Annotated in this window: 22 protein-coding genes; 15 read left to right on the forward strand and 7 right to left on the reverse strand. The window is 60.6% G+C overall.

Annotated features, from left to right (window positions below; translation table 11 throughout):
* Positions 1-40: 40 nt before the first annotated feature.
* Both pdaA and JQM66_RS08890 read left to right on the forward strand, forming a co-directional pair.
* Positions 41-856, forward strand: a complete 816-nt coding sequence (gene pdaA / locus JQM66_RS08885) for a delta-lactam-biosynthetic de-N-acetylase (protein WP_235229519.1) — start codon at positions 41-43, stop codon at positions 854-856.
* Between the two features lie 85 nt (positions 857-941).
* Positions 942-1682 carry a TraX family protein gene (locus JQM66_RS08890; protein ID WP_235229520.1) on the forward strand — a complete coding sequence of 247 codons (741 nt, stop codon included), beginning with the start codon at positions 942-944 and terminating at the stop codon, positions 1680-1682.
* 49 nt (positions 1683-1731) lie between these two features.
* Here the strand turns inward: JQM66_RS08890 and JQM66_RS08895 are convergent, their stop codons facing one another.
* From JQM66_RS08895 to JQM66_RS08905, 3 genes are read right to left on the reverse strand one after another with little or no spacing between them, the layout of a single operon-like run.
* Positions 1732-4035 carry a xanthine dehydrogenase family protein molybdopterin-binding subunit gene (locus JQM66_RS08895; protein WP_407946016.1) on the reverse strand — a complete coding sequence of 768 codons (2304 nt, stop codon included), beginning with the start codon at positions 4033-4035 and terminating at the stop codon, positions 1732-1734.
* Complete coding sequence (locus tag JQM66_RS08900; RefSeq protein WP_235229521.1) at positions 4032-4487, reverse strand: (2Fe-2S)-binding protein; 456 nt, start codon at positions 4485-4487, stop codon at positions 4032-4034. The genes JQM66_RS08895 and JQM66_RS08900 overlap by 4 nt, the downstream gene beginning before the upstream one ends.
* 3 nt (positions 4488-4490) lie before the next feature.
* On the reverse strand, positions 4491-5261 hold the full coding sequence (locus tag JQM66_RS08905; RefSeq protein WP_235229522.1) for an FAD binding domain-containing protein: 771 nt from the start codon (positions 5259-5261) through the stop codon (positions 4491-4493).
* Positions 5262-5588: 327 nt separating this feature from the next.
* Here JQM66_RS08905 and JQM66_RS08910 point away from each other — a divergent pair, with 327 nt between their 5' ends.
* From JQM66_RS08910 to JQM66_RS08935, 6 genes are all read left to right on the forward strand, one after another.
* A complete protein-coding gene (locus JQM66_RS08910) occupies positions 5589-6224 on the forward strand; it encodes a TrkA C-terminal domain-containing protein (protein ID WP_235229523.1) in 636 nt (211 codons plus the stop codon).
* Complete coding sequence (locus tag JQM66_RS08915; RefSeq protein ID WP_235229524.1) at positions 6221-7333, forward strand: ABC transporter ATP-binding protein; 1113 nt, start codon at positions 6221-6223, stop codon at positions 7331-7333. Before JQM66_RS08910 ends, JQM66_RS08915 begins: the two co-directional genes overlap by 4 nt.
* Positions 7330-7974: an ABC transporter permease gene (locus tag JQM66_RS08920; protein WP_235229525.1), complete on the forward strand. Its 645-nt coding sequence runs from the start codon at positions 7330-7332 to the stop codon at positions 7972-7974. The genes JQM66_RS08915 and JQM66_RS08920 overlap by 4 nt, the downstream gene beginning before the upstream one ends.
* Positions 7971-9491: a glycine betaine ABC transporter substrate-binding protein gene (locus JQM66_RS08925; protein WP_235229526.1), complete on the forward strand. Its 1521-nt coding sequence runs from the start codon at positions 7971-7973 to the stop codon at positions 9489-9491. Before JQM66_RS08920 ends, JQM66_RS08925 begins: the two co-directional genes overlap by 4 nt.
* A 114-nt stretch (positions 9492-9605) precedes the next feature.
* Positions 9606-10166, forward strand: a complete 561-nt coding sequence (locus JQM66_RS08930; RefSeq protein WP_235229527.1) for an RNA polymerase sigma factor — start codon at positions 9606-9608, stop codon at positions 10164-10166.
* A complete protein-coding gene (locus JQM66_RS08935) occupies positions 10163-11728 on the forward strand; it encodes a hypothetical protein (RefSeq protein WP_235229528.1) in 1566 nt (521 codons plus the stop codon). The genes JQM66_RS08930 and JQM66_RS08935 overlap by 4 nt, the downstream gene beginning before the upstream one ends.
* Before the next feature lie 13 nt (positions 11729-11741).
* Here JQM66_RS08935 and JQM66_RS08940 read toward each other — a convergent pair whose 3' ends face one another.
* Both JQM66_RS08940 and JQM66_RS08945 read right to left on the reverse strand, forming a co-directional pair.
* Entirely contained in the window at positions 11742-12278 is a 537-nt protein-coding gene (locus tag JQM66_RS08940; protein WP_235229529.1) for a phosphatase PAP2 family protein, read from the reverse strand.
* A 121-nt stretch (positions 12279-12399) separates the two neighbouring features.
* Positions 12400-12927 (reverse strand): DUF6179 domain-containing protein, encoded by a 528-nt coding sequence (locus JQM66_RS08945; RefSeq protein WP_268824381.1) that lies wholly within the window; start codon positions 12925-12927, stop codon positions 12400-12402.
* Between JQM66_RS08945 and JQM66_RS08950 the strand changes: the two genes are divergently transcribed.
* Together JQM66_RS08950 and JQM66_RS08955 are read left to right on the forward strand one after the other, a co-directional pair.
* Positions 12898-13092, forward strand: a complete 195-nt coding sequence (locus JQM66_RS08950) for a hypothetical protein (protein WP_235229531.1) — start codon at positions 12898-12900, stop codon at positions 13090-13092. The two genes, JQM66_RS08945 and JQM66_RS08950, sit on opposite strands and share 30 nt — an antisense overlap.
* Before the next feature lie 251 nt (positions 13093-13343).
* Positions 13344-14006: a metal-dependent hydrolase gene (locus tag JQM66_RS08955; protein ID WP_235229532.1), complete on the forward strand. Its 663-nt coding sequence runs from the start codon at positions 13344-13346 to the stop codon at positions 14004-14006.
* An 82-nt stretch (positions 14007-14088) separates the two neighbouring features.
* Here JQM66_RS08955 and JQM66_RS08960 read toward each other — a convergent pair whose 3' ends face one another.
* Together JQM66_RS08960 and JQM66_RS08965 are read right to left on the reverse strand one after the other, a co-directional pair.
* Complete coding sequence (locus tag JQM66_RS08960) at positions 14089-14913, reverse strand: papain-like cysteine protease family protein (protein ID WP_235229533.1); 825 nt, start codon at positions 14911-14913, stop codon at positions 14089-14091.
* A 186-nt stretch (positions 14914-15099) separates the two neighbouring features.
* Positions 15100-15612, reverse strand: coding sequence for a shikimate kinase (locus tag JQM66_RS08965; RefSeq protein WP_235229534.1), 513 nt, complete (start codon positions 15610-15612; stop codon positions 15100-15102).
* A 253-nt stretch (positions 15613-15865) separates the two neighbouring features.
* Between JQM66_RS08965 and JQM66_RS08970 the strand changes: the two genes are divergently transcribed.
* The 5 genes from JQM66_RS08970 to purC are packed head-to-tail and all read left to right on the forward strand — an operon-like array spanning position 15866 to position 20044.
* Positions 15866-16591, forward strand: coding sequence for a GntR family transcriptional regulator (locus JQM66_RS08970; RefSeq protein WP_235229535.1), 726 nt, complete (start codon positions 15866-15868; stop codon positions 16589-16591).
* A gap of 34 nt (positions 16592-16625) precedes the next feature.
* Complete coding sequence (purE, locus tag JQM66_RS08975; RefSeq protein WP_235229536.1) at positions 16626-17123, forward strand: 5-(carboxyamino)imidazole ribonucleotide mutase; 498 nt, start codon at positions 16626-16628, stop codon at positions 17121-17123.
* Between the two features lie 55 nt (positions 17124-17178).
* On the forward strand, positions 17179-17859 hold the full coding sequence (locus JQM66_RS08980; RefSeq protein ID WP_235229537.1) for a phosphoribosylaminoimidazolesuccinocarboxamide synthase: 681 nt from the start codon (positions 17179-17181) through the stop codon (positions 17857-17859).
* Positions 17859-19280 (forward strand): amidophosphoribosyltransferase, encoded by a 1422-nt coding sequence (locus tag JQM66_RS08985; RefSeq protein WP_235229538.1) that lies wholly within the window; start codon positions 17859-17861, stop codon positions 19278-19280. The genes JQM66_RS08980 and JQM66_RS08985 overlap by 1 nt, the downstream gene beginning before the upstream one ends.
* A gap of 44 nt (positions 19281-19324) precedes the next feature.
* On the forward strand, positions 19325-20044 hold the full coding sequence (gene purC, locus JQM66_RS08990; protein ID WP_235229539.1) for a phosphoribosylaminoimidazolesuccinocarboxamide synthase: 720 nt from the start codon (positions 19325-19327) through the stop codon (positions 20042-20044).
* Positions 20045-20049 lie beyond the last annotated feature (5 nt).

Here is a 20049-nt window from a genome sequence, read left to right on the forward strand (position 1 = left end):
GGCAAACTGTTGCACAACAATGTGCAACAGGAGGAATCCCATGAATATTTTTTCCCGCCGCTTCCGCGCTTTCGTCATGCTGCTGGCCCCCTGCCTGTTCCTGGCGGGGATGCTGTATCTCCAGGGGCAGACCACACAGCCCGCCTCCGCCCCCGCCGCTATTCCTGCCTCCACCACAGACTGGGGTCTGTCCTTCCAGACAGAAGGCGCCGTCCCCATCGGCAGCGCCACGGCGGAGGACCTGGCGAAATACGATGCCTACTACCTGGGAGACACATCCCAAAAAGTCATCTACCTGACCTTCGACTGCGGCTATGAAAACGGCTATACGGAGCAAATTCTGGACGCGCTGAAAAAGCACAACGCCCCCGCCGCCTTCTTTGTGGTGGGCAACATGATTGAGACCGCCCCGGACATTATCCGCCGCATGGCCGCCGAGGGCCATATCGTGGGCAACCACACCTACCACCACCCCAATATGTCCGCCATCTCTGACCAGGCAGCCTTCCAGAAGGAGCTGGACAGTCTGGCAGCCCTGTACAAGGAGGCCGTAGGTCAGGACCTGCCCATGTACTACCGCCCGCCCCAGGGGAAGTACAGCACGGAGAACCTGAAGCAGGCCCAGGCTCTGGGCTACAAAACGATTTTTTGGAGTCTGGCCTATGTGGACTGGTATGTGGACAAGCAGCCCACGGCGGAACAGGCTTACGCCAAGCTGCTGCCCCGCATCCACGACGGCGCCATCGTGCTGCTGCACTCCACCTCCAGGACCAACGCGGAGATTCTGGATGATCTGCTGACAAAGTGGGAGGACATGGGCTACACCTTCGCCTCTTTGGACCAGCTGCCCTGCTGACGGGCTGTTTGTCATTTTCCTGTAACCCTTTTTCTCTGTCTTTCGTCTATACTGTAATGAAAGAATGTGAAAAAGGAGTACTCCCATGACAGCAGAACTTCGGACCCGCACCTCCTCCGGCTTCCTCAGCGCCTCGGCGCTGCGGGTATTGGCCATGACCTGCATGCTGCTGGACCACATGTGGGCCACCGTGGTCCCCGGCAACTTCTGGATGACCTGTGTGGGCCGTCTGACCTTCCCCCTCTACGCCTTCCAGCTGGCGGAGGGCTTTTTCCACACGGCGGACCGCCGCCGCTACGCCCTGCGGCTGCTGGGTCTGGCTTTTGTATCGGAGGTGCCCTTTGACCTGGTGCAGTTCAGTACCCCCTTCTTCCCCTTCCATCAGAACACGGTGTTCACCCTGCTGCTGGGGCTTTGGGCCATCTCCGGTCTGGACCGGGCCCGGCGTGAGCGGACGCCCCGTCGGATCGTCCTGGGTCTCCTGACCTTGGCAGCCGCCTGCCTGCTGGGAGGCATCGGCTTCGTGGACTACGGCGTCATGGGCGTGCTGACGGTGGTATTGTTCTATCTGCTCCGGAACTTCCCCCTGGCCCGTCTGGCTCAACTGGCGGCCATGGTGCTGCTGAACATCGTGTTTTTCAAAGGCCAGACCATCCCGCTGCTGGGCTTTGACTTCCCCATCCAGGGCTTTGCGGTACTGGCCCTGGTACCTATCTGGCTGTACAGCGGCAAAAAGGGCTTCGGAGGAAAAGGCTTTCAGTGGGCCGCTTACCTCTTCTATCCCATCCATCTGCTGGTGCTGTATCTGCTGTATACGCTGCGGTAAACAAAACTGCCCCGCTTTCCAAAGCGGGGCAGTTTTTCTGCGTATGGACTTATTTCTGCGCCAGCAGGATCTTCTCCGGGGTGATGGGCAGTTCCCGGTGCCACACGCCGGTGGCCCGGAACACCGCGTGGGCGATGGCGGGAGAGGGTGTGTTGATGACGATCTCGCCCACGCTCTTGGCGCCAAAGGGGCCGGTGGGCTCATAGCTGCTCTCGAACTCCACCCGCAGCCGTCCCATGTCCAGACGGGTGGGAATTTTATACTGCATGAGGGAATTCTCCAGGATGGCGCCCCGGTCGTTGTAGGTCACATCCTCGTAGAGGGCCATGCCGATGCCCTGCACCAGGCCGCCCTCCGTCTGGACCCGGACCAGGTTGGGGTTGATGGGGGTGCCGCAGTCCACCACGGCCACATAGTCCAGCACCTCCACAGCGCCGGTCTCCCGGTCCAGCTCGATCTCCACCATGCCCGCCATATAGGGCGGCGGGGACACGGGGCTGGTGTGGGAAACGGTGGCCCGGGCGGCCAGGTCATTGCCGCACTGGGCCTTCCAGCCGATGTCGGCGGCGGTCACGGCGGCGGAGCCATCCAGCTTCCGGACGCCGCCCTCCGCGAATTCCACGTCGGAAATATCGCAATTCAGCATTCCGGCGGCGATCTCGCACATGCGGGCCTTCAGCTTTTCACAGGCCAGCTCCACGGCCTTGCCGGTGATGTAGGTGGTGGAGGAAGCATAGGAACCGGAGTCATAAGGCGAGGTGTCCGTGTCCACGGGAGCCACGGAGACCGCGTCAACATCGCAGTCCATGCTCTCGGCCACCATCTGGGCCAGAATCGTGTCGCAGCCGGTGCCCATGTCGGCGGCGCCGATGGACAGCAGATAGGTGCCGTCGTCCCCCAGGGTCACGGTGGCGGAGCCGGTGTCGATGTTGGGGATGCAGCTGCCCTGCATGGCCATAGCCACGCCGGCGGCGCGGACCTTGCCGTTGCCCATATCCCGGACGGGGAATTTCTCCTCCCAGTTGAAGAGTTCCGCACAGCGAGCCATACAGCGGTCCAGGGCGCAGGCGTTGGCCACCTGGTCGTAATAGGCGGGCATCACCATGCCCTGGCGGACCATGTTCTGCTCCCGCAGGCGGACAGGGTCCATGCCCAGGATATCCGCCAGTTCGTTGACGGCGGACTCCACAGCGAAAATGCCCTGGGTGGCGCCGTAGCCCCGGTAGGCACCGGCGGCCTGCATATTGGTGTACACCACGTCATAGGTGAAACGGTGGGCCTCCAGGTTTTTCGTGTACATGGGGATGGTCTTCTCGGCCGTGAGGCCCACGGTGGTGGGGCCGTGGTCGCCGTAGGCGCCGGTGTTGGACAGGGTATACACGTCCAGGGCCCGGATGGTGCCGTCATTGTCAGCGCCCAGCCGCACATGGACCTCCATCTCATGGCGGGGGCTGCCGGCGGTCTGGCACTCCCGGCGGCTGTATACCAGCCGGGCAGCCTTGCCGGTCTTCCAGGTGACGAAGGCAGGGTACACCTCCGCCACGGCGGTCTGCTTGGCGCCGAAGCCGCCGCCCACCCGGGTCTTTTCCACCCGGATCTTGCTCTTGGGAATGTCCAGCGCCCGGGCCAGGATGCGGCGCAGATGGAAGATGATCTGGGTGGAGGACACCACATGGAGCCGCCCGAAGGTGTCCAGCTCCGTGTAGGTGCGGAAGGTCTCCATCATGGCCTGCTGGCAGGCCTTGGTGTGGTACACATGGTCGATGACCCGGTCGCAGTCCGCAAGGACCGCCTCCACGTCACCCCGGGACTCGCCGCCTGCGGCGCAGAGGTTTCGCCGGTTGTCGGCGCCCACGGGAAGGGGCGCCACCCAGTTGTCCTCGGGGTGCACCAGGACTTGGCCGTCCTTGGCGGCGCGGAAGTCCAGCACCGGCTCCAGCACCTGGTATTTGACCTTAATAAGCTTCAGTGCTCGGTCCACGCAGGCTTCGTCCGCGCCGGCCACGATAGCCACCGGGTCTCCCACATAGCGGACCCGCCGGTCCAGGATCAGCCGGTCATAGGGAGATGGCTCCGGGTAGGTCTGGCCCGCATTGGTGAAACGGTTGTTGGGCACATCCTTGTATGTAAAAATGCACTCGATGCCCGGCACCTTCATGGCCACATCGGTGCGAATATATTCAATGAGGGCATGGGCGTGGGGGCTGCGCAGCAGCTTCACCACCAGGCAGTCCCGGGGCGTCACATCCTCCACGTAGGCGGGCTTGCCCAGCAGCAGCTGCATGGCGTCCTTCTTGCGGACGGGTGTATTCACCGTATGAAAAGTTTTCTGTTCCACGTCGTCTCTCCTCATTTCTTACGGCTGTCCAGATAGGCCCGGATGCCCCGCAGCTGCCCCTCGTAGCCGGAGCAGCGGCACAGGTTTCCCGCCAGAAAGGCCCGGATGTCATCGTCGGTGGGGTCGGGATTCTCCCGCAGCAAAGCGATGGTGTTCATGACGAAGCCGGGGTTGCAGAAGCCGCACTGCTCGGCACCCTGGTCAGCGATAAAGGTGACGAAATCCGCCGCCTCCGCCTGCAGGCCCTCCAGGGTCTGGACGGTGTGGCCGTCCGCCCGGGCCGCCAGGGTGGAGCAGGACAGCACCGGCTTTCCGTCCATCAGCACGGTGCACAGGCCGCAGTTGGCGGTCTCACAGCCCCGCTTGACGCTGACGCAGCCCTGCTGGCGCACAAAGTCCAGCAGCAGGGTATCGGGCCGCACATCGGCGCAGACCACTTTCCCATTGAGTGTCAATCTGATTTCCATGGCTCAATCCTCCTGTTCCAGCAGCGCCGCCATGCCCCGGCGCACCAGCACCCGGCAAATACGGGCGCGGTATTCGGCCCCTGCCCGCAGATTGCTGCCGAAGTGCAGCTCACCGGCCACCACTTCGGCGGCCTCCTCCGGATCATCCGGCAGTCCCTTCAGACAGACCGCCTGAGCGGGCCGGGCGCCCACGGCGCAGGTGATCTCCCCATCCCGCTCACACAGGGCGCAGGTCAGCACAGGGAAATCCGTAGCGCTGTTCCGCTGGGAGAGGTACACGGCTTTCATGGGCTTTCTGGGCACGATCACCCGCACCAGCAGGTCCCGTTCCGTCCTGGGACGGGCCGCGAATTCCTCCACAGTCATGACGCCGCCCCGGTACAGCTCCACCCTGGCACCCATGACCATGAACAACGTCAGCACGTCGGAAAAGCCGAAACGGCCCCAGAGGCTGCCGCCCACCGTGGCCACATTGCGGAACTGCACGCCCACGATGTGCTTCACACAGTCCGCCATGGCCCCGTGGGTCAGGGCGTTCAGGCCCTCATGGGTCTCCAGGTCCCGCAGCGTCACCATGGCGCCGATGCGGTATTCTTGTTTTGTCTCCTCGATCTTGTCCAGCCCCAGGTCCTGCAGGTCGATGGCAGTCGTCACCGCCCGATTCTGCATTTTCAGCCACAGCATGCCGCCCAGGACCACGCTGCCCTTCTTCTGGCACAGCTCCCAGGCCTCCTGCAAGGTCTGTGGCCGCGCATAGGTCTTGATTCTCAGCACGATACTCCCTCCGCATTTTGACATAATACTTCATGATAATCATACCACATTTTTTGAAAATGGGAAGCCTGTTTTCAAATTTTCTTTCAGGCGCAAAAACATTTTGTTAGTTCTGTTTTCCTGACAGTCCCCCCTGCGGCACACGGGCGGATTTCGTGGGATTTTGCCGTCTCTCTTCCTATAAAATGGAGACAGCGGCCCTCTTTCTGTCCGTGTACCGTGGATTTGTTTACAATTTCTTAACTGACACATCTATTTACTTTTTTAAGTTGTCAGTCTATAATGGAAGCTGTTATCACATAGGCAGAAAGAAAGTGGTGGTATTCCATGAAACAGACAGTCGTCCCATCTCAATACCTGCAGATCGCGCTGGACATTGCCCGCCGCATCGCCAAGGGTGAGCTGCCGGAGGGGCAGCGGGTCTACGGCCGCTCCGTCATGGCCTCGGAGTACAACGTGTCCCCGGAGACCATCCGGCGGGCCCTGCGGCTGCTGTCCGACATGAAGGTGGTGGAGGTGAAGCCCCAGAGCGGCGTGGTGGTCCTCTCTGCCGACAGCGCTCGGCGGTACATTGAAAACTTTGAGGAAAGCGCCGACGTGCGCGCCCTGCGGCAGCAGCTGAAAGACTTGATGGCAGAATACGCCGACCTGAGCCGCCGTCTCAGCGATACGGTGGCGGCCCTCATGAAAAGCCGGGAGACCTTCGCTGCCGCCGACGAGCCCTTCCCCAACTATGAGGTTCCCGTCCCCAAGGACTCCCCTCTCATCGGCCGGAGCATCGGGGAACTGAAGTTCTGGCAGTCCACCGGCGGCACCATCGTGGCCATCCGGCGGGGCCAGACTGTCATTCTCTCCCCCGGCCCATACGCCCAGCTGTATGGCGGAGATGTCATCGTTCTGGTTGGAAGCCCCGCCGCCGCGGAGGCCGCCCACCGATTAGTTACGGAAAAGGAGGTTCCATGATCCAGTTTGAACACGTCAGCAAGAGCTACGGCAAGACCCCGGTCCTCAAGGGCCTGAATTTCACCATCCAGGACGGTCAGTTCGTGGTGCTGATCGGTCCCTCCGGCTGCGGCAAAACCACCACCATGAAGATGATCAACCGCCTGCTGGAGCCGGACAGCGGTACCATCTCCATCGACGGCAGGGACATCCACCAGCAGGACAAGGTGGAGCTGCGCCGCCACATCGGCTACGTGATCCAGCAGATCGGCCTGTTCCCCAACATGACCGTGGCCCAGAACATCTGCGTGGTGCCAAAACTGTTGAAATACGACAAGGCCCGGTGCGAGGAGATCGTCCGGGACCTTTTGAAAATGGTGAACATGGAGCAGTACGCCGACAAATACCCCTCGGAGCTGTCCGGCGGACAGCAGCAGCGCATCGGCGTGCTGCGGGCCCTGGCGGCGTCACCTCCCATCGTGCTGATGGACGAACCCTTCAGCGCTCTGGACCCCATGACCCGGGAGACCCTGCAGGACGAGGTAAAAAGCCTTCAGCAGAAGCTGAACAAGACCGTCATCTTCGTCAGCCACGACATGGGCGAGGCATTGAAGCTGGCAGACGTGATCATCTTCATGGCAGAGGGCGAGATCGTGCAGATGGCCTCCCCGGAGGAAATGCTGGAGCACCCCGCCAACGACCTGGTGCGGAACTTCCTGGGCAAGCACGCCCCGGACGCCCCCGCTCCCTCCACTGTGGAGCACTTTATGCGGACAAACCTCATCACCGTCAAGCAAAACCGGGGCGTGCTGGAGTGTGCCGAGCGCATGGCGAGAAGCAGCGTGGATACCCTGCTGGTCACTGACGAGGAGGGCCGCTACGCGGGGACCATCTCCATCGGCGACATCCGCCGCTGGGGTCGGGAACTCAACAGCATTGAGCCCATAGTCCGCCAGACCGCCCGCACCGTCCGGGTGGGAGATGACGCCCGGGAGAGCTTCGACTACCTGCTGGATTCCGGCGCAAATTATGTAGTGGTCCTGGGCGAGGACGACACCATTGCCGGCATCGTCACCAAGACCAGCGTGGCCCGGTCCGTGGCGGAGAACCTGTGGGGGGATGCGCGATGAGAGCTCTCTTCGATACATACGGTGCCATGCTGGCAAGAGCCATCGTCACTCATACGGTGTATGTGCTGGTCTCCGTGTCCATCGGCTTTCTTCTGGGGCTGGTGCTGGGCATCCTGCTCTCCCGGGCTCCGCGGCGGCTGTCCACCGTTCTTCTGCCGGTGGTTTCCATCTTCCAGACCATCCCCGGTCTGGTGTTCATCGGCGTGCTGTTTCTGTGGCTGGGCATGGTGCCTGCCACCGTCATCGCCGCCCTGTCGGTCTACGCCATGTTCCCGGTGCTGAAAAACACCTACACCGGCATTTTAGGCGTGGAACCCAAATTCCTGGAGGCGGCCAAGGGCTGTGGAATGTCCTCCCTTCAAACCCTGTTAAAGGTGGAGCTGCCCCTGGCCATGCCCACCATCATCGCCGGGCTGCGGATGGCGGCGGTCTACACTGTCTCCTGGGCCGTGCTGGCCGCCATGATCGGGCTTGGTGGCCTTGGCGACTTCGTGTACCAGGGGACCGCCTCCAACAACAATACTCTGATCCTCCTGGGGGCCATCCCGGCGGCCATCCTGGCAGTGGCCATCGGCGCTCTCATTGACCTGCTGCAGAAGAAGGTCACCCCCCGGGGCCTGCGGAAGGAAGTGGGCAGATGAGCTGGAGCCTGATTTTTGAGCACCTGTTCATCGTGCTGGCGGCCAGCATCCTGTCCGTCTGCATTGGCCTGCCCCTGGGCATCCTGGCCTACGTGTTCCCCAAGGCCCGGAAGGCCATTTTATGGGTGGTGGACCTGCTGCAGACCATCCCCGCCCTGGCGCTGCTGGGCATCATCATGGTTTTCATCGGTGCCGGAAAGCCCACGGTCATCGCCGGCATCACCCTCTACTCCCTCCTCCCCATCGTGCGGAACACCTGCCTGGGCCTCCAGGAGGTGGACCCCGGCGTCAAAGAGGCCGCCCGGGGCATGGGCATGAGCAAGGCCTACCGGGTGCTGCGGGTGGAGTTCCCTCTGGCCCTGCCCACCGTGTTCACCGGCATCCGCATCGCCGTGGTCAGCGCCATCGGCACGGCGGTCTTTGCCGCCTTCGTGGGCGGCGGCGGCCTGGGCGGCATCATCACCCGGGCCATTCGCATCCAGAACATGGGCCTCCTGCTGGCAGGCACCGGTGCCCTGATGGTCATCGCCGTGGTGCTGGACCTGCTGATGGGCCGGTTTGAGGAGATGGTGCGGAAGAGCCGGGGCGGCTCCCGGAAGCTGTGGCTCCCCGTGGCGGCAGTGCTGCTGGTCTTCGTCCTGCTGCTGCCCTACGGGATGAAATCCACCGGAGAAAATGAGCTGCTTCTCTACGACGGCGACTACTCCGAGACCCAGATCATGCACCACATGGTCAAAATGCTGGTGGAGGACAGGACGGACCTGACGGTCACCATCCAGGACCAGATGTCCCAGGTCAACAACTTCAACGCATTAGTGGGCGACAACCACTCCTGTGACCTGATGATCTCCTACGACGGTACCCTGCTGACCACCTTCCTCCACCTGGACACGGCGGACGTGCCAGAGGGCGTCAGCATCTACGACTACGCCAATCAAGTGGCGGGGGAGCGGCATGGCGTGCGGCTGCTGGAAAAGCTGGGCTTCGACAACACCTACGCCATTGCGGTGCCGCAAAGCATTGCGGAGGAATACGGTCTGGAGACCGTCAGCGACCTGGTGCCCGTGGCGGACCGGCTGGTATTCGGCGCGGAGCATGAGTTCTTCACCCTGGAGGGCAGCATGAAATACGGCCCCTTCACGGACTTCTACGGTCTGAAGTTCAAGAGCACCGCCCCGGTGGACGTGAGCCTGAAATACTCCGCCATCCAGCAGGGCAGCTTCGACGTGACGGAGGTCTACGCCACCGACGGCCTGAACCGAAAGGCGGATCTCAAGGTGCTGGAGGACGACCGCAGCTTCTTCCCGGACTACAACGGCGCCCTCCTGGTGCGGGAGGACACCTTTGAGCGGTTCGCGGACGCGGCGCCCAACCTGGAGGAGGTGCTGAACCTGCTGGCAGGCCAGATCGCCAACGAGGACATGGTGGAGATGACCTACCAGGTGGACGTGCTGGGCCGCACCGTGGACGACGTGGCCCGGGAGTTCCTGGTCTCCAGAGGATTGCTTACAAACTGAATTCCATGTACAATGATTTCCGGGGGAAAATTTCCCCCGGAAATCATTTTTTTCGAAACCAACGCCGGTTTTTTTCGTCTGTATGATCAAGAGTACCTGAAAGGAGGCGTCCCCATGGAGGACAGCGACATCATTGAGCTGTACTGGCAGCGGGACCAGTCCGCCATTGCGGAGACTTCCGAAAAGTACGGCGGGTTCCTGTGGAATATCGCCTGGAACGTGCTGCGCAGCCACGGCGATGCCGAGGAATGCGTCAACGACACCTACCTGCGGACCTGGAACGCCATTCCCCCTGCACGACCCTCCGCCTTCCGGGCCTGGCTGGGGCGCATCACCCGGAACCTGAGCCTGGACCGCTGGAAGCAGTCCAGGGCGGAAAAGCGGGGCGGAGACGGGATGGAGGTCCTGCTGGGAGAGCTGGACCAGTGCGTCCCAGCGCCTCACGGCACAGAACAGGCTCTGGAGGACCGGGAGATTGCCGGGCTCATCAGCGCCTTTCTGCGGACACTGCCCCAGGAACTGCGGATCATGTTTCTGCGTCGGTACTGGTATGGAGAGGACCTGGCGGATATCGCCGTGAAGCTGGGCTGCGGTCAGGGGAAGGTGAAGTCCTCTCTGTTCCGCACCCGGAAAGCCCTGCGGGCGTATCTGGAAAAGGAAGGGGTGTCGTTATGAAAGCGGAACGGCTGTTTCGTGTTCTGGGACTGGTGGACGAGGATCTGATTGAAGAAGCCGCCTCTCCTGCTGTTCGCCAGAGGAAATTCCCGCTGTGGAAAGTTCTGACGGCGGCTGCCTGCCTGACATTGGTGTGCGGTTTCAGTCTCACCTGGCTGGTGACCGGTGGGTTTCAGGGGATGGGTTCCTCTGCGCCAGGAGAAACCAGCGGCAGCGGTATTGTCACAGACAACGAACCTTCGTCTGAGGAGGGCACCACCTTCATGTCCTACGCCGGGCCGGTGTTCCCCCTGACGCTGGCAGAGGAAAACAGTGGCCTGCCGGCGAAGCGGACCACCACCTGGGACTTTGCCCCGGGAACCTACCAGGACGGCACGCCCCGTCAGTGGGGGGCAGCGGTGACAGACCGCTATACGGTAGTTAACATAACTGAATCCGACCAGACTGTGACGGCCCTGTATCCCTTTGCCGGGTCCTTTAGGAACCTGGCATCCCAGCGGCCCACCGTGACGGTGGACGGTGAGGAAGCGGAAGGCCCCCTGTACGCCGGGGCCTACGCCGGCGGGTTCCGGGACGCGGGCGTGGACGACGGCTCCACCTGGAACCTGCAATACCCGGACAGCTGGATGGATTACAAGGCTCTGCTGGATGACGGGAGCTATTTGAATGAAGCGCTGGGAGACGGCCTGGTGCTGGACACCCCGGTGGCGGTGTACGAATTCACGGACTTCACCGCCCCGGCGAACTACGACGCCGCCACCCAGGCCATTGCATTTACCATCGACCAGGAAAAAACCACGGTCCTCACCTACGGCTTCAATGGCGCCAGCTGGGATGAGGACACCGGCTGGCGGCAGTACAGCTACTTCGTGCCCAATGGTATCCGCCGGGACAAGGACCCCAAGCTGTTGGTGGTGTTGGGTGACGATATCAAGGACTACGCCCTGGACGGTTACGAGAACGGCGGCTGTGAAAAGGAGATCGACGGCGTCAGCTGCACCGTCACCCGGTTGCAGATGACCCTGGACCAGGTGCTGGACCTGCTGTGCCGGAACTATCTGGAGACCTATGCTGACTGGCAGTACGGCATGGATACTGACGAGGTGGCAGCAGTCCCTGATGCCCTGTTCCGCCGGGCCGTCAATGAACTGATGGTTCAGTACGGCCCCCTGGCCGGAGACAACACAGCGGACCGGTATGACAGTGGGCGGCTGGATGACATCGTCAGCGAGGCCATGAGCATGGACAGGGTACTCTATCTGGCGGTGTCGGTGAACATCCCGGCAGGCGGGCAAGTCGACATAACATTTACAATGTGGAAGGAGCCAAGCTTTGACTTCGGCTGCTCCGGGTCAGAGAACGTAGGGCTGCAGGGCTATGACTTTGTGACCCAGCTGGGGTCCAACCTGGACTTCACGGGGCAGAGGGCGGCACTGGCAAATGCGGACAACATCCAGATCCAGCGGCAGAACTTTGGTTTTGACCTGGAAAAGGGCGTCACAGAGGTAACGTTAAACCCGGAAATAGCGCACTATTATTTGGAGATAAGACCTAATGAATAAAAAAGCGGGACGCTCAGCGTCCCGCTTTCCTCTTTTCCAGCACGTTTTCCACGATTTTGGCTCCCGCCCAGCCCACGGCGGCACCCAACAGGGCGCCCGCCAGCACGTCGCTGGGCCAGTGGACATACAGGTACAGCCGGGAGAACGCCATCACCACCGCCACCGCCAGAGCGGGCTTCCACAGAGGACTGCCCGCCGTTTTCAGGGCGAACACCGCTGCAAATGAGGCCGCCGTATGTCCCGATGGGAAGGCGGCATCCAGGGGCGGTGGAATCAGCAGCTCCACCACCGGATGGACGGCAAAGGGACGGATGCGGCCCACCAGGGGCTTGAGCAGCATATTACAGCTGACAAGGTCCAGCACCAGTCCGCAGGCCATCGCCGCGCCGTACTTCCGCTGTGTTCGAAGCAGAAGCAGCACCGCCGCCAGGATGATCCACAGTTCCCCGTGATCAGCGGTCCGGCTGATGGCCGGAAGCACAATATCCAGAAAGCCGCAGCGCAGATGCGCCTGTATCCAATCGAGAATCGCCAGTTCAACCGTTTGCATGAAGATCTCCCTCCCCGGGGCGGTTTGTCCGCTATGCTTTATGATATCATAGTCATTCTGCTGCAGCAATATGTGCAGCCCTCATCAGGCGGTCTGTGCCCAATGAAAGTCGGCCCGGCTTTCAGTCCAGAATGGGAAACACCCCCTGCCAACTGTTTCCCGTCTCCAGCACGGCTCCGATTCTGGGCAGCAGCCCCCGGGCACATTCCAGCAGGCAGGCAGTGCCCTGAGGCCCCAGCTCCAGTCGCCGGGCCAAGCGCTCCCCCGCCTGTTCCAGCGTCTGCCGCCGCTTTTCCAAGTCCGGCGTTTCCAGCAAATCCGTCAGATGCGCCCACCCTGCCTGTGTCTGGCTCAGGCCGTCCAGCGGTCCCTCCGTCAGGGTCAGTCCCAGGGCTGCGGCGGCTACCGGCTCATACAGGTTCACCAACAGTTCCCGGTGCTCCTCCGGGCAGACCGCCGCCAGCAGCCGTCGGACCGCCGCCGGGTCAAAGCGGCGGAGGAAGGCGTCCTCCGTCACCAGTTGCTCCAGCCAGGTCCTGAGATACCACACCCCCCGCAGGCCCTCGTCCACCGGGCAACTCAGCTGATAGTCGATATCACAGGGGATGGGTCTTCCTATTTGCGTTATGCCATTATGAACTGTGCGCAGACAGTGATTAACAACGAGCCGACTTTTGCGGCCTACTACGCCAAGAAACGCGCCGAGGGCAAGGAACACCGCGTTGCTCTTACCCATGTTGCTAAAAAACTTTTGCGCGTTATTTATACGCTTCAGACGAGAGAACTGCCCTATAACCCGGATCTCGTTCGCTGACCCATGACCAGCTTATTTTGAAGTCCTCGGAAGAGGGCTTGGTCTTTTGCGCCCTTTTTTGACCAGATGAATTTTTTTCAATTTCCCCTTGACTTCTTATAGTTGGTCACCTCTGTCCACAGCTTACTCTGCAGGCGGAACCAGTACAAGACTTGAAATTTTGTCCGTTTTGTGGTAATATGGCAGTGAAAAAAGATAAAAAAAGTGCAGTGTCGGTACTGCACCGGATGATCGAAACGGGGGTTCAGGTAATGCAACTGCAATTCTTAGGTCACGCCTGTTTTCTGCTGACCGACGGCACCTGCCGGGTGCTGACAGACCCGTTCCTGACGGGAAATCCATTGGCAGCCATATCCGCGGACCAAGTGGCTGCGGACTTTATCTTTGTGACCCACGGCCACAGTGACCATACCGGCGACGCCGTGGCCATCGCCCGGCGCACAGGAGCCACAGTCTGCTGCACCGTGGACCTGGCGGACGGTCTGTTCGGTCCCGCCGGCGTAAAAGTCCAGGTGGGCAACTTGGGCGGCAGGCTTCCAATGCCCTTTGGTTCCGCCAAGTTTTTCCAGGCCATTCATGGCAGCGGCGTACCGGGATGTCTGTCCTGCGGTTTCATTTTTGAGATGGATGGCAGGAAAATCTATCATGCCGGCGACACAGCCCTTATGAGCGATATGGCCCTGCTGGCAGAGGAAAACATTGACGTGGCGCTGCTGCCCATTGGCGATGTGTTTACCATGGGCCCGGAGGACGCCCTGCGGGCCGTGAAGATGATCCGACCCAAGCTGGTGGTGCCCATGCACTATAACACCTTCCCGCCCATCGTCCAGGATGCGGTGGCCTTTGCCAGCGCCGTGCAGGAAGCGGGCTTCCAGGCAAGGGTCCTGCGTCCCGGAGAAATCCTGCAGTTCTGATACATCATTTTATATCCATCGACATACACAGCATCTCAAGCAGAACGGCCCGGAGGATATTCCCTCCGGGCCGCTCTTTTCGTTATTCAGTAGGACTTGCCACCAGGAACAGCATGTCGCTGCCGCCTTCGCTTTCGGGGAAGGCACCGTACATGCTGAAGTTATACATCAGACGCTCTGCCGGGTAGACACCGTAGCCGTCCTGGTTGTGGTCGGTAGTATCGTAGGGGTCTGCCACCAAGAACACATCGTCATTTTCCGCCTCGGTGCCCATGGTGTCATAGCCTACGATGACCTGCCAGTGACCGCCCCAGTCGTTCCAGCAGATCATCACCGGCTTGCCCTCCGCCAGCCAGTTCCGGATGTCCTCCATCCAGATGCCATCCGGGCAATCCTGCATGGTCACAATATCAAAACCGCCTACGCCTTCAAAAATGTCCACGGCCTGGTTCAGCGTGGTGCCGGGATAACCCTCCAGCTCCGTGCCGTCCAAAGAGTGCCGCAGTGCCGCCAGGCTCTCCTCATTCCAATCTCCCAGCTTGCCGTACCACTCCAGCACCATCAGGGCGGAGGTCACGCCGCAGGCCCACTCGCTGGTCTGCTGCTGGGTCTTGAAATTGTGAAGCACCGTCAGGGTGTCCGTGGACTCCAGGTTGTATACGTCGGGGTGGGCGAAATAGGGGGAAGCCGCATGGTCTCCCGTCCGCTCTACAGAGTCCGCGCCGTCCTCAGGAGACAGATCGATGGCGTAAGGGATCTTCATCTCATCGCTGAAATTCTCAGCATTCGCAGTGGGGTTTTCGCTTTTCGTGCTCTCGGCGTTGTCAGCCGGTGTGTCAGTGGCGCACCCGGACATAAGTCCAAGCATCAGCAGAACGGTGAGCGCCAGGGTGACTGTTTTTTTCATTGTCGATCTCCTTTTCGGGGGTCCTCCCCCCTGTCCGATTTTCCATGGTCTCATGGAATGGAAGCATTATAAAGGAAGTTGGTACAATATGACAATGTAAAATCCCTCCCGATTTTCCGGGTCCATCCCATGAAAAATCGTGATATTTGTAAAAAGACAGCGCAGGTACTTTTCCTGCGCTGTCTTCTATAATTGAATACCCACGGTGCGCATGATGGCCTCCACCTGTTGGGCCGTGTCGTCCTCACCGTCGCGGCTGGCCACGATCAGATCCGCGTATCTGGCATACAGCGGCTCCCGCTCCCTGTAGATCTCCCGGATGGTCATGCCCGAGGGCGCCGCGATGCCCCGGTCCACCAGGTCCTCCGGCATCCGGTCACTGATCTGGGAGAGCGGGGTCTCCAGCCACACCACCACGCCGTCCTTCCGCAGATTCGCCATGGCCCGCTCTGACAAAACCATGCTGCCGCCGGTGGCGATGACCGTGCTGCCGCAGGAGATGGAGGCACCCACCTCTTCCTCGATCTTCAAAAAGGCGTCCAGGCCCTCCGTCCGCAAAATCTCCGGCAGAGTCTTTCCGGCGGCCTCCACGATCAGGTCGTCCGCGTCCACAAAGGTGCAGCCCAGCCGCTCCGCCAGGGCCCGGCCCACCACGCTCTTTCCCGTGCCGGGCATACCGATCAATATGATGTTCTTCATAAGGTCTTCCAATCTATCCATGGTGTTCTTGCCGTTTTGGCATGAACTCATTATAGCATTGTGCGGACATTCGTCCACCGTAAAATTACACAAAGAACCGCTGGAAATTTCCCTTTTTCCGCTCCTACAAAGGCATACGGAAAAAGGTCGTCACAAACTGTCAGATTTGTCAATTGCGGCGGCAGAATAAATCTTATACAATAGGTACGACCTTTAATGGTACTACTTTTAACGCAAGCATGAGGTGACCGGTATGAGCAGTCAGCCGACCCAGTCCAAAACTATCCGCGCCCAGCTGTTGACCGCCATGAAGGAGGGCGAATACGCCGCCTGCGAGCGTCTTCCCCGGGAAAGTGTTCTGGCCGAAAAACTGGGCATCAGCCGCACGCAGCTGCGGGATATCCTGGCCTCCCTGGAGCGGGAGGGCTTTATCACCCGCCGCCACGGCGTGGGCACCATCATCAACCGCCACGTCCTGAACGCCCATACCCGCATGGACATTGAGGTGGAGTTTCTGGATATGATCCGCCAGAGCGGCTTCACCCCGGCGGTGGCCTCCGTCCAGGTGTCCGAGGGCATTGCCGACGCCGCCATCGCTGCCAAGCTGCACATGGAGGAAGGTGCCCCCATTCTCCGGGTGTCCCGGCTCTGCACCGCCGACGGAAAGCCCGCTATCTACTGCGAGGATGTGCTGAACAAGGCCCTGGCCAAGGACGATTACACCATCAAGGACCTGAAGCTGCCCATCTTCCATTTCCTGCAGCAGTTCTGCGGCGTGTATCCCTATCTGGATCTGACGGATCTGAAGCCCGTGGTGGCCGACGCCGCCCTGGCCGAGATCCTGCAGGTGCCGGTGGGTTCCCCCATCCTGCACATGGATGAGGTGGACTTCGACATCGACGGCAATCCCGTGTTCTGTTCCAGCGAATATTTCGCGGATGGCTTCTTCCGCCACACGGTCCTGCGGAAAAAGCTCTGATCGTACAAAAATTCACATAAAAAGGAGCGTCACCATGAAAAAAGTTGCCGTTATCATGGGCAGTGATTCTGACTGGCCCGTGGTCAAGGGCGCCTGCCAGCAGCTGGCCGCCTTCGGCATTCCCTATGAGGCCCACATTCTCAGCGCCCACCGCACGCCTGCGGAAGCGGCGGACTTTGCGAAAAACGCCCGTGCCAACGGCTTCGGCGTACTGATCTGCGCCGCCGGCATGGCAGCCCATCTGGCCGGTGCCTTTGCCGGTAACTCCACCCTCCCCGTCATCGGCATTCCCATGAAGGGCGGCGCCATGGACGGGCTGGACGCTCTGCTGGCCACCGTCCAGATGCCCGGCGGCATCCCCGTGGCGACAGTTGCCATTAACGGCGCCAAGAACGCCGCCGTGCTGGCCGCCCAGATCCTGGCCGTCAGCGACGACGCTTTGGCCGCCAGACTGGATGCCGCCCGCGCGGACATGGCGAAGCAGATCGCCGACAAGGAAGCAAAGCTCCAGGCAGAACTGACTACCCTGTAATCCCGTTTTACAATCCCCCCATAATTCCAACAAATTATTTCGGAGGTAGCTTATCATGAATCTCGTGTATACTGGCAAGACCAAAAACGTCTATGCCCTGGACAACGGCAATTACCTGCTGAAGTTCAAGGACGACTGCACCGGCAAGGACGGCGTGTTCGATCCCGGTGAGAACTCCGTGGGCCTGACCATCGACGGCGTGGGTGATGTGAACCTGCGCATGTCCATCTACTTCTTCGAGAAGATCAACGCAGCCGGCATCCGCACCCACTATGTCAGCGCCAACCTGGATGACACCACCATGGAAGTCCTGCCCGCAAAGGTCTTCGGCAAGGGTCTGGAGGTCATCTGCCGCCACAAGGCCGTGGGCAGCTTCCTGCGCCGCTACAAGGACTATGTGGAGGAGGGCGCTGATCTGCCCGCCTATGTGGAGACCACCTTCAAGAACGACGAACTGGGCGATCCCCTGGTCACCAAGGACGGTCTGGTGGTGCTGGGCGTCATGACTGAGAAGCAGTATGACGACATGAAGGAAATGACCCAGAAGATCACCCAGATCGTGGCCGATGACCTGAAGGAAAAAGGCCTGGTGCTGTACGACATCAAGTTTGAGTACGGCTACGACGCCGACGGCAATGTCATGCTGATCGACGAGATCGCTTCCGGCAACATGCGTGTGTATAAGGATGGTCAGTACATCGATCCCATGACCCTCTCCGAGCTGTTCTTTGCGTAATGGGCGGGTTCTTTGGAGCAATCTCCAAGAGGGATTGCGTGCTTGATATTTTCTTCGGTGTGGACTATCACTCCCACCTGGGCACCCGCCGGGGCGGTATGGCCATCTATGACAAGGCCAACGGCTTCCAGCGCCAGATCCACAACATCGAGAATACCCCCTTCCGCACAAAGTTCGAAGCGGATCTGCACGATTTTCATGGCTGCAGCGGTATCGGCTGCATTTCCGATACAGACCCCCAGCCTCTGCTGGTCCGGTCCCATCTGGGGCTGTACGCCATCTCCACCGTGGGCATCATCAACAACGCCGAGCAGCTGGTGGAGACCTACTTCTCCGATCACGGCCATCAGTTCATGGCCATGAGCAGCGGCAAGGTCAATGCTTCTGAGTTGACCGCCGCCCTCATCAACCAGAAAGACTCCCTGGTGGAGGGTATCCGCCACGCCCAGGAGGTCATCGACGGCTCCGTCACCATTCTGCTGCTGACCCCGGACAGCATCATCGCTGCCAGGGACCGGCTGGGCCGTCTGCCGGTGCTGATCGGCAAGAACGACGATGGCTGCTGCGTCTCCTTCGAGTCCTTCGCCTATCACAAGCTGGGCTATCAGGATGCCTACGAGCTGGGACCCCGGGAGATCGTCCGCATTACGGCGGATGGATATGAGACGCTGTCCCCTGCCGGGAAGGACATGAAGATCTGTGCCTTCCTGTGGACCTATTACGGCTATCCCAACTCCAACTACGAGGGCGTCAACGTGGAGGTCATGCGCTACCGCAACGGCGAGATCATGGCCCGGGATGAGGTCGCTCAGGGCCATCTGCCCAAGGTGGACTACGTGGCCGGCGTACCGGACTCCGGCCTGCCCCATGCCATTGGCTTCGCCAACCGCAGCGGCAAGCCCTTTGCCCGCCCCTTCGTGAAGTACACCCCCACCTGGCCCCGGTCCTTCATGCCTGCCAATCAGGAAGTCCGCAACCAGGTGGCCAAGATGAAGCAGATCCCCGTGCCCGAGCTGATCGAAGGCAAGAAGCTGCTGTTCGTGGACGACTCCATCGTCCGTGGCACCCAACTGCGGGAGACTGTGGAATTCCTGTATGAGAGCGGCGCCGAGGAGGTCCACATGCGCTCCGCCTGCCCGCCCATCATGTACAGCTGCAAATACCTGAACTTCTCCCGTGGCAATTCCGATATGGACCTGCTGGCCCGCCGGAAGATCCAGGACCTGGAGGGCGACGAAGGCCAGCAGCATCTGGAGGAGTATGCCGACGCCTCCACCGAGCGGGGCAAATGCCTGCTGCGCTCCATCTGTGAGGAGATGGGCTTCGACTCCCTGGGCTATCAGTCCCTGGACGGCCTGCTGGAGGCCATCGGCATCGACCGCGATAAGATTTGTACCTACTGCTGGACCGGAAAGGAATAATCCTATTCCCTCAAAATTTCATATTTTATTAAGAAGGCGATTTCATGAAAAAGTTAGAGCAGATTTACGAAGGCAAGGCCAAGAAGGTCTATGCTACCGACGACCCTGAACTGGTCATTGTGGACTACAAGGACGACGCCACCGCTCTGGACGGTCTGAAAAAGGGCACCATCGTGGGCAAGGGCGTCATCAACAACCAGATGACCAACCGCCTGATGGCAAAAATGGAGAAGGCCGGTATCCCCACCCACTTTGTCAAGGAACTCTCTGAGCGGGAGACCCTGGTGAAGAAGGTCTCCATCGTACCCCTGGAGGTCATTATCCGCAACATCTCCGCTGGTCACTTTGCCTCCCGCTACGGCGTGGAGGAGGGCATCGTGTTCGAGCAGCCCACCATTGAGTTCTCCTATAAGAACGACGATCTTCACGATCCCCTGCTGAACGAGTATCATGCTATCGCCCTGAAGCTGGCTACCCGGGAGGAGATCGACCTCATCAAGAAGTATTCCTTCACCGTCAACGACGCCCTGAAGGCCTTCTGGAGTGAGTGCGGCGTCACCCTGGTGGATTTCAAGCTGGAGTTCGGCAAGACTGCTGACGGCACCATTGTCCTGGCCGACGAGATCAGCCCCGACACCTGCCGCCTGTGGGACAGCAAGACCCACGAAAAGCTGGACAAGGACCGCTTCCGCCGGGACATGGGCGGCGTGGAGGACGCCTATGCCGAGATCATGAAGCGTCTCCTGGACCACGATGCGAACTGAATATA

Source organism: Oscillibacter valericigenes, from assembly GCF_021531915.1.
GTDB lineage: Bacteria > Bacillota > Clostridia > Oscillospirales > Oscillospiraceae > Oscillibacter > Oscillibacter valericigenes_A.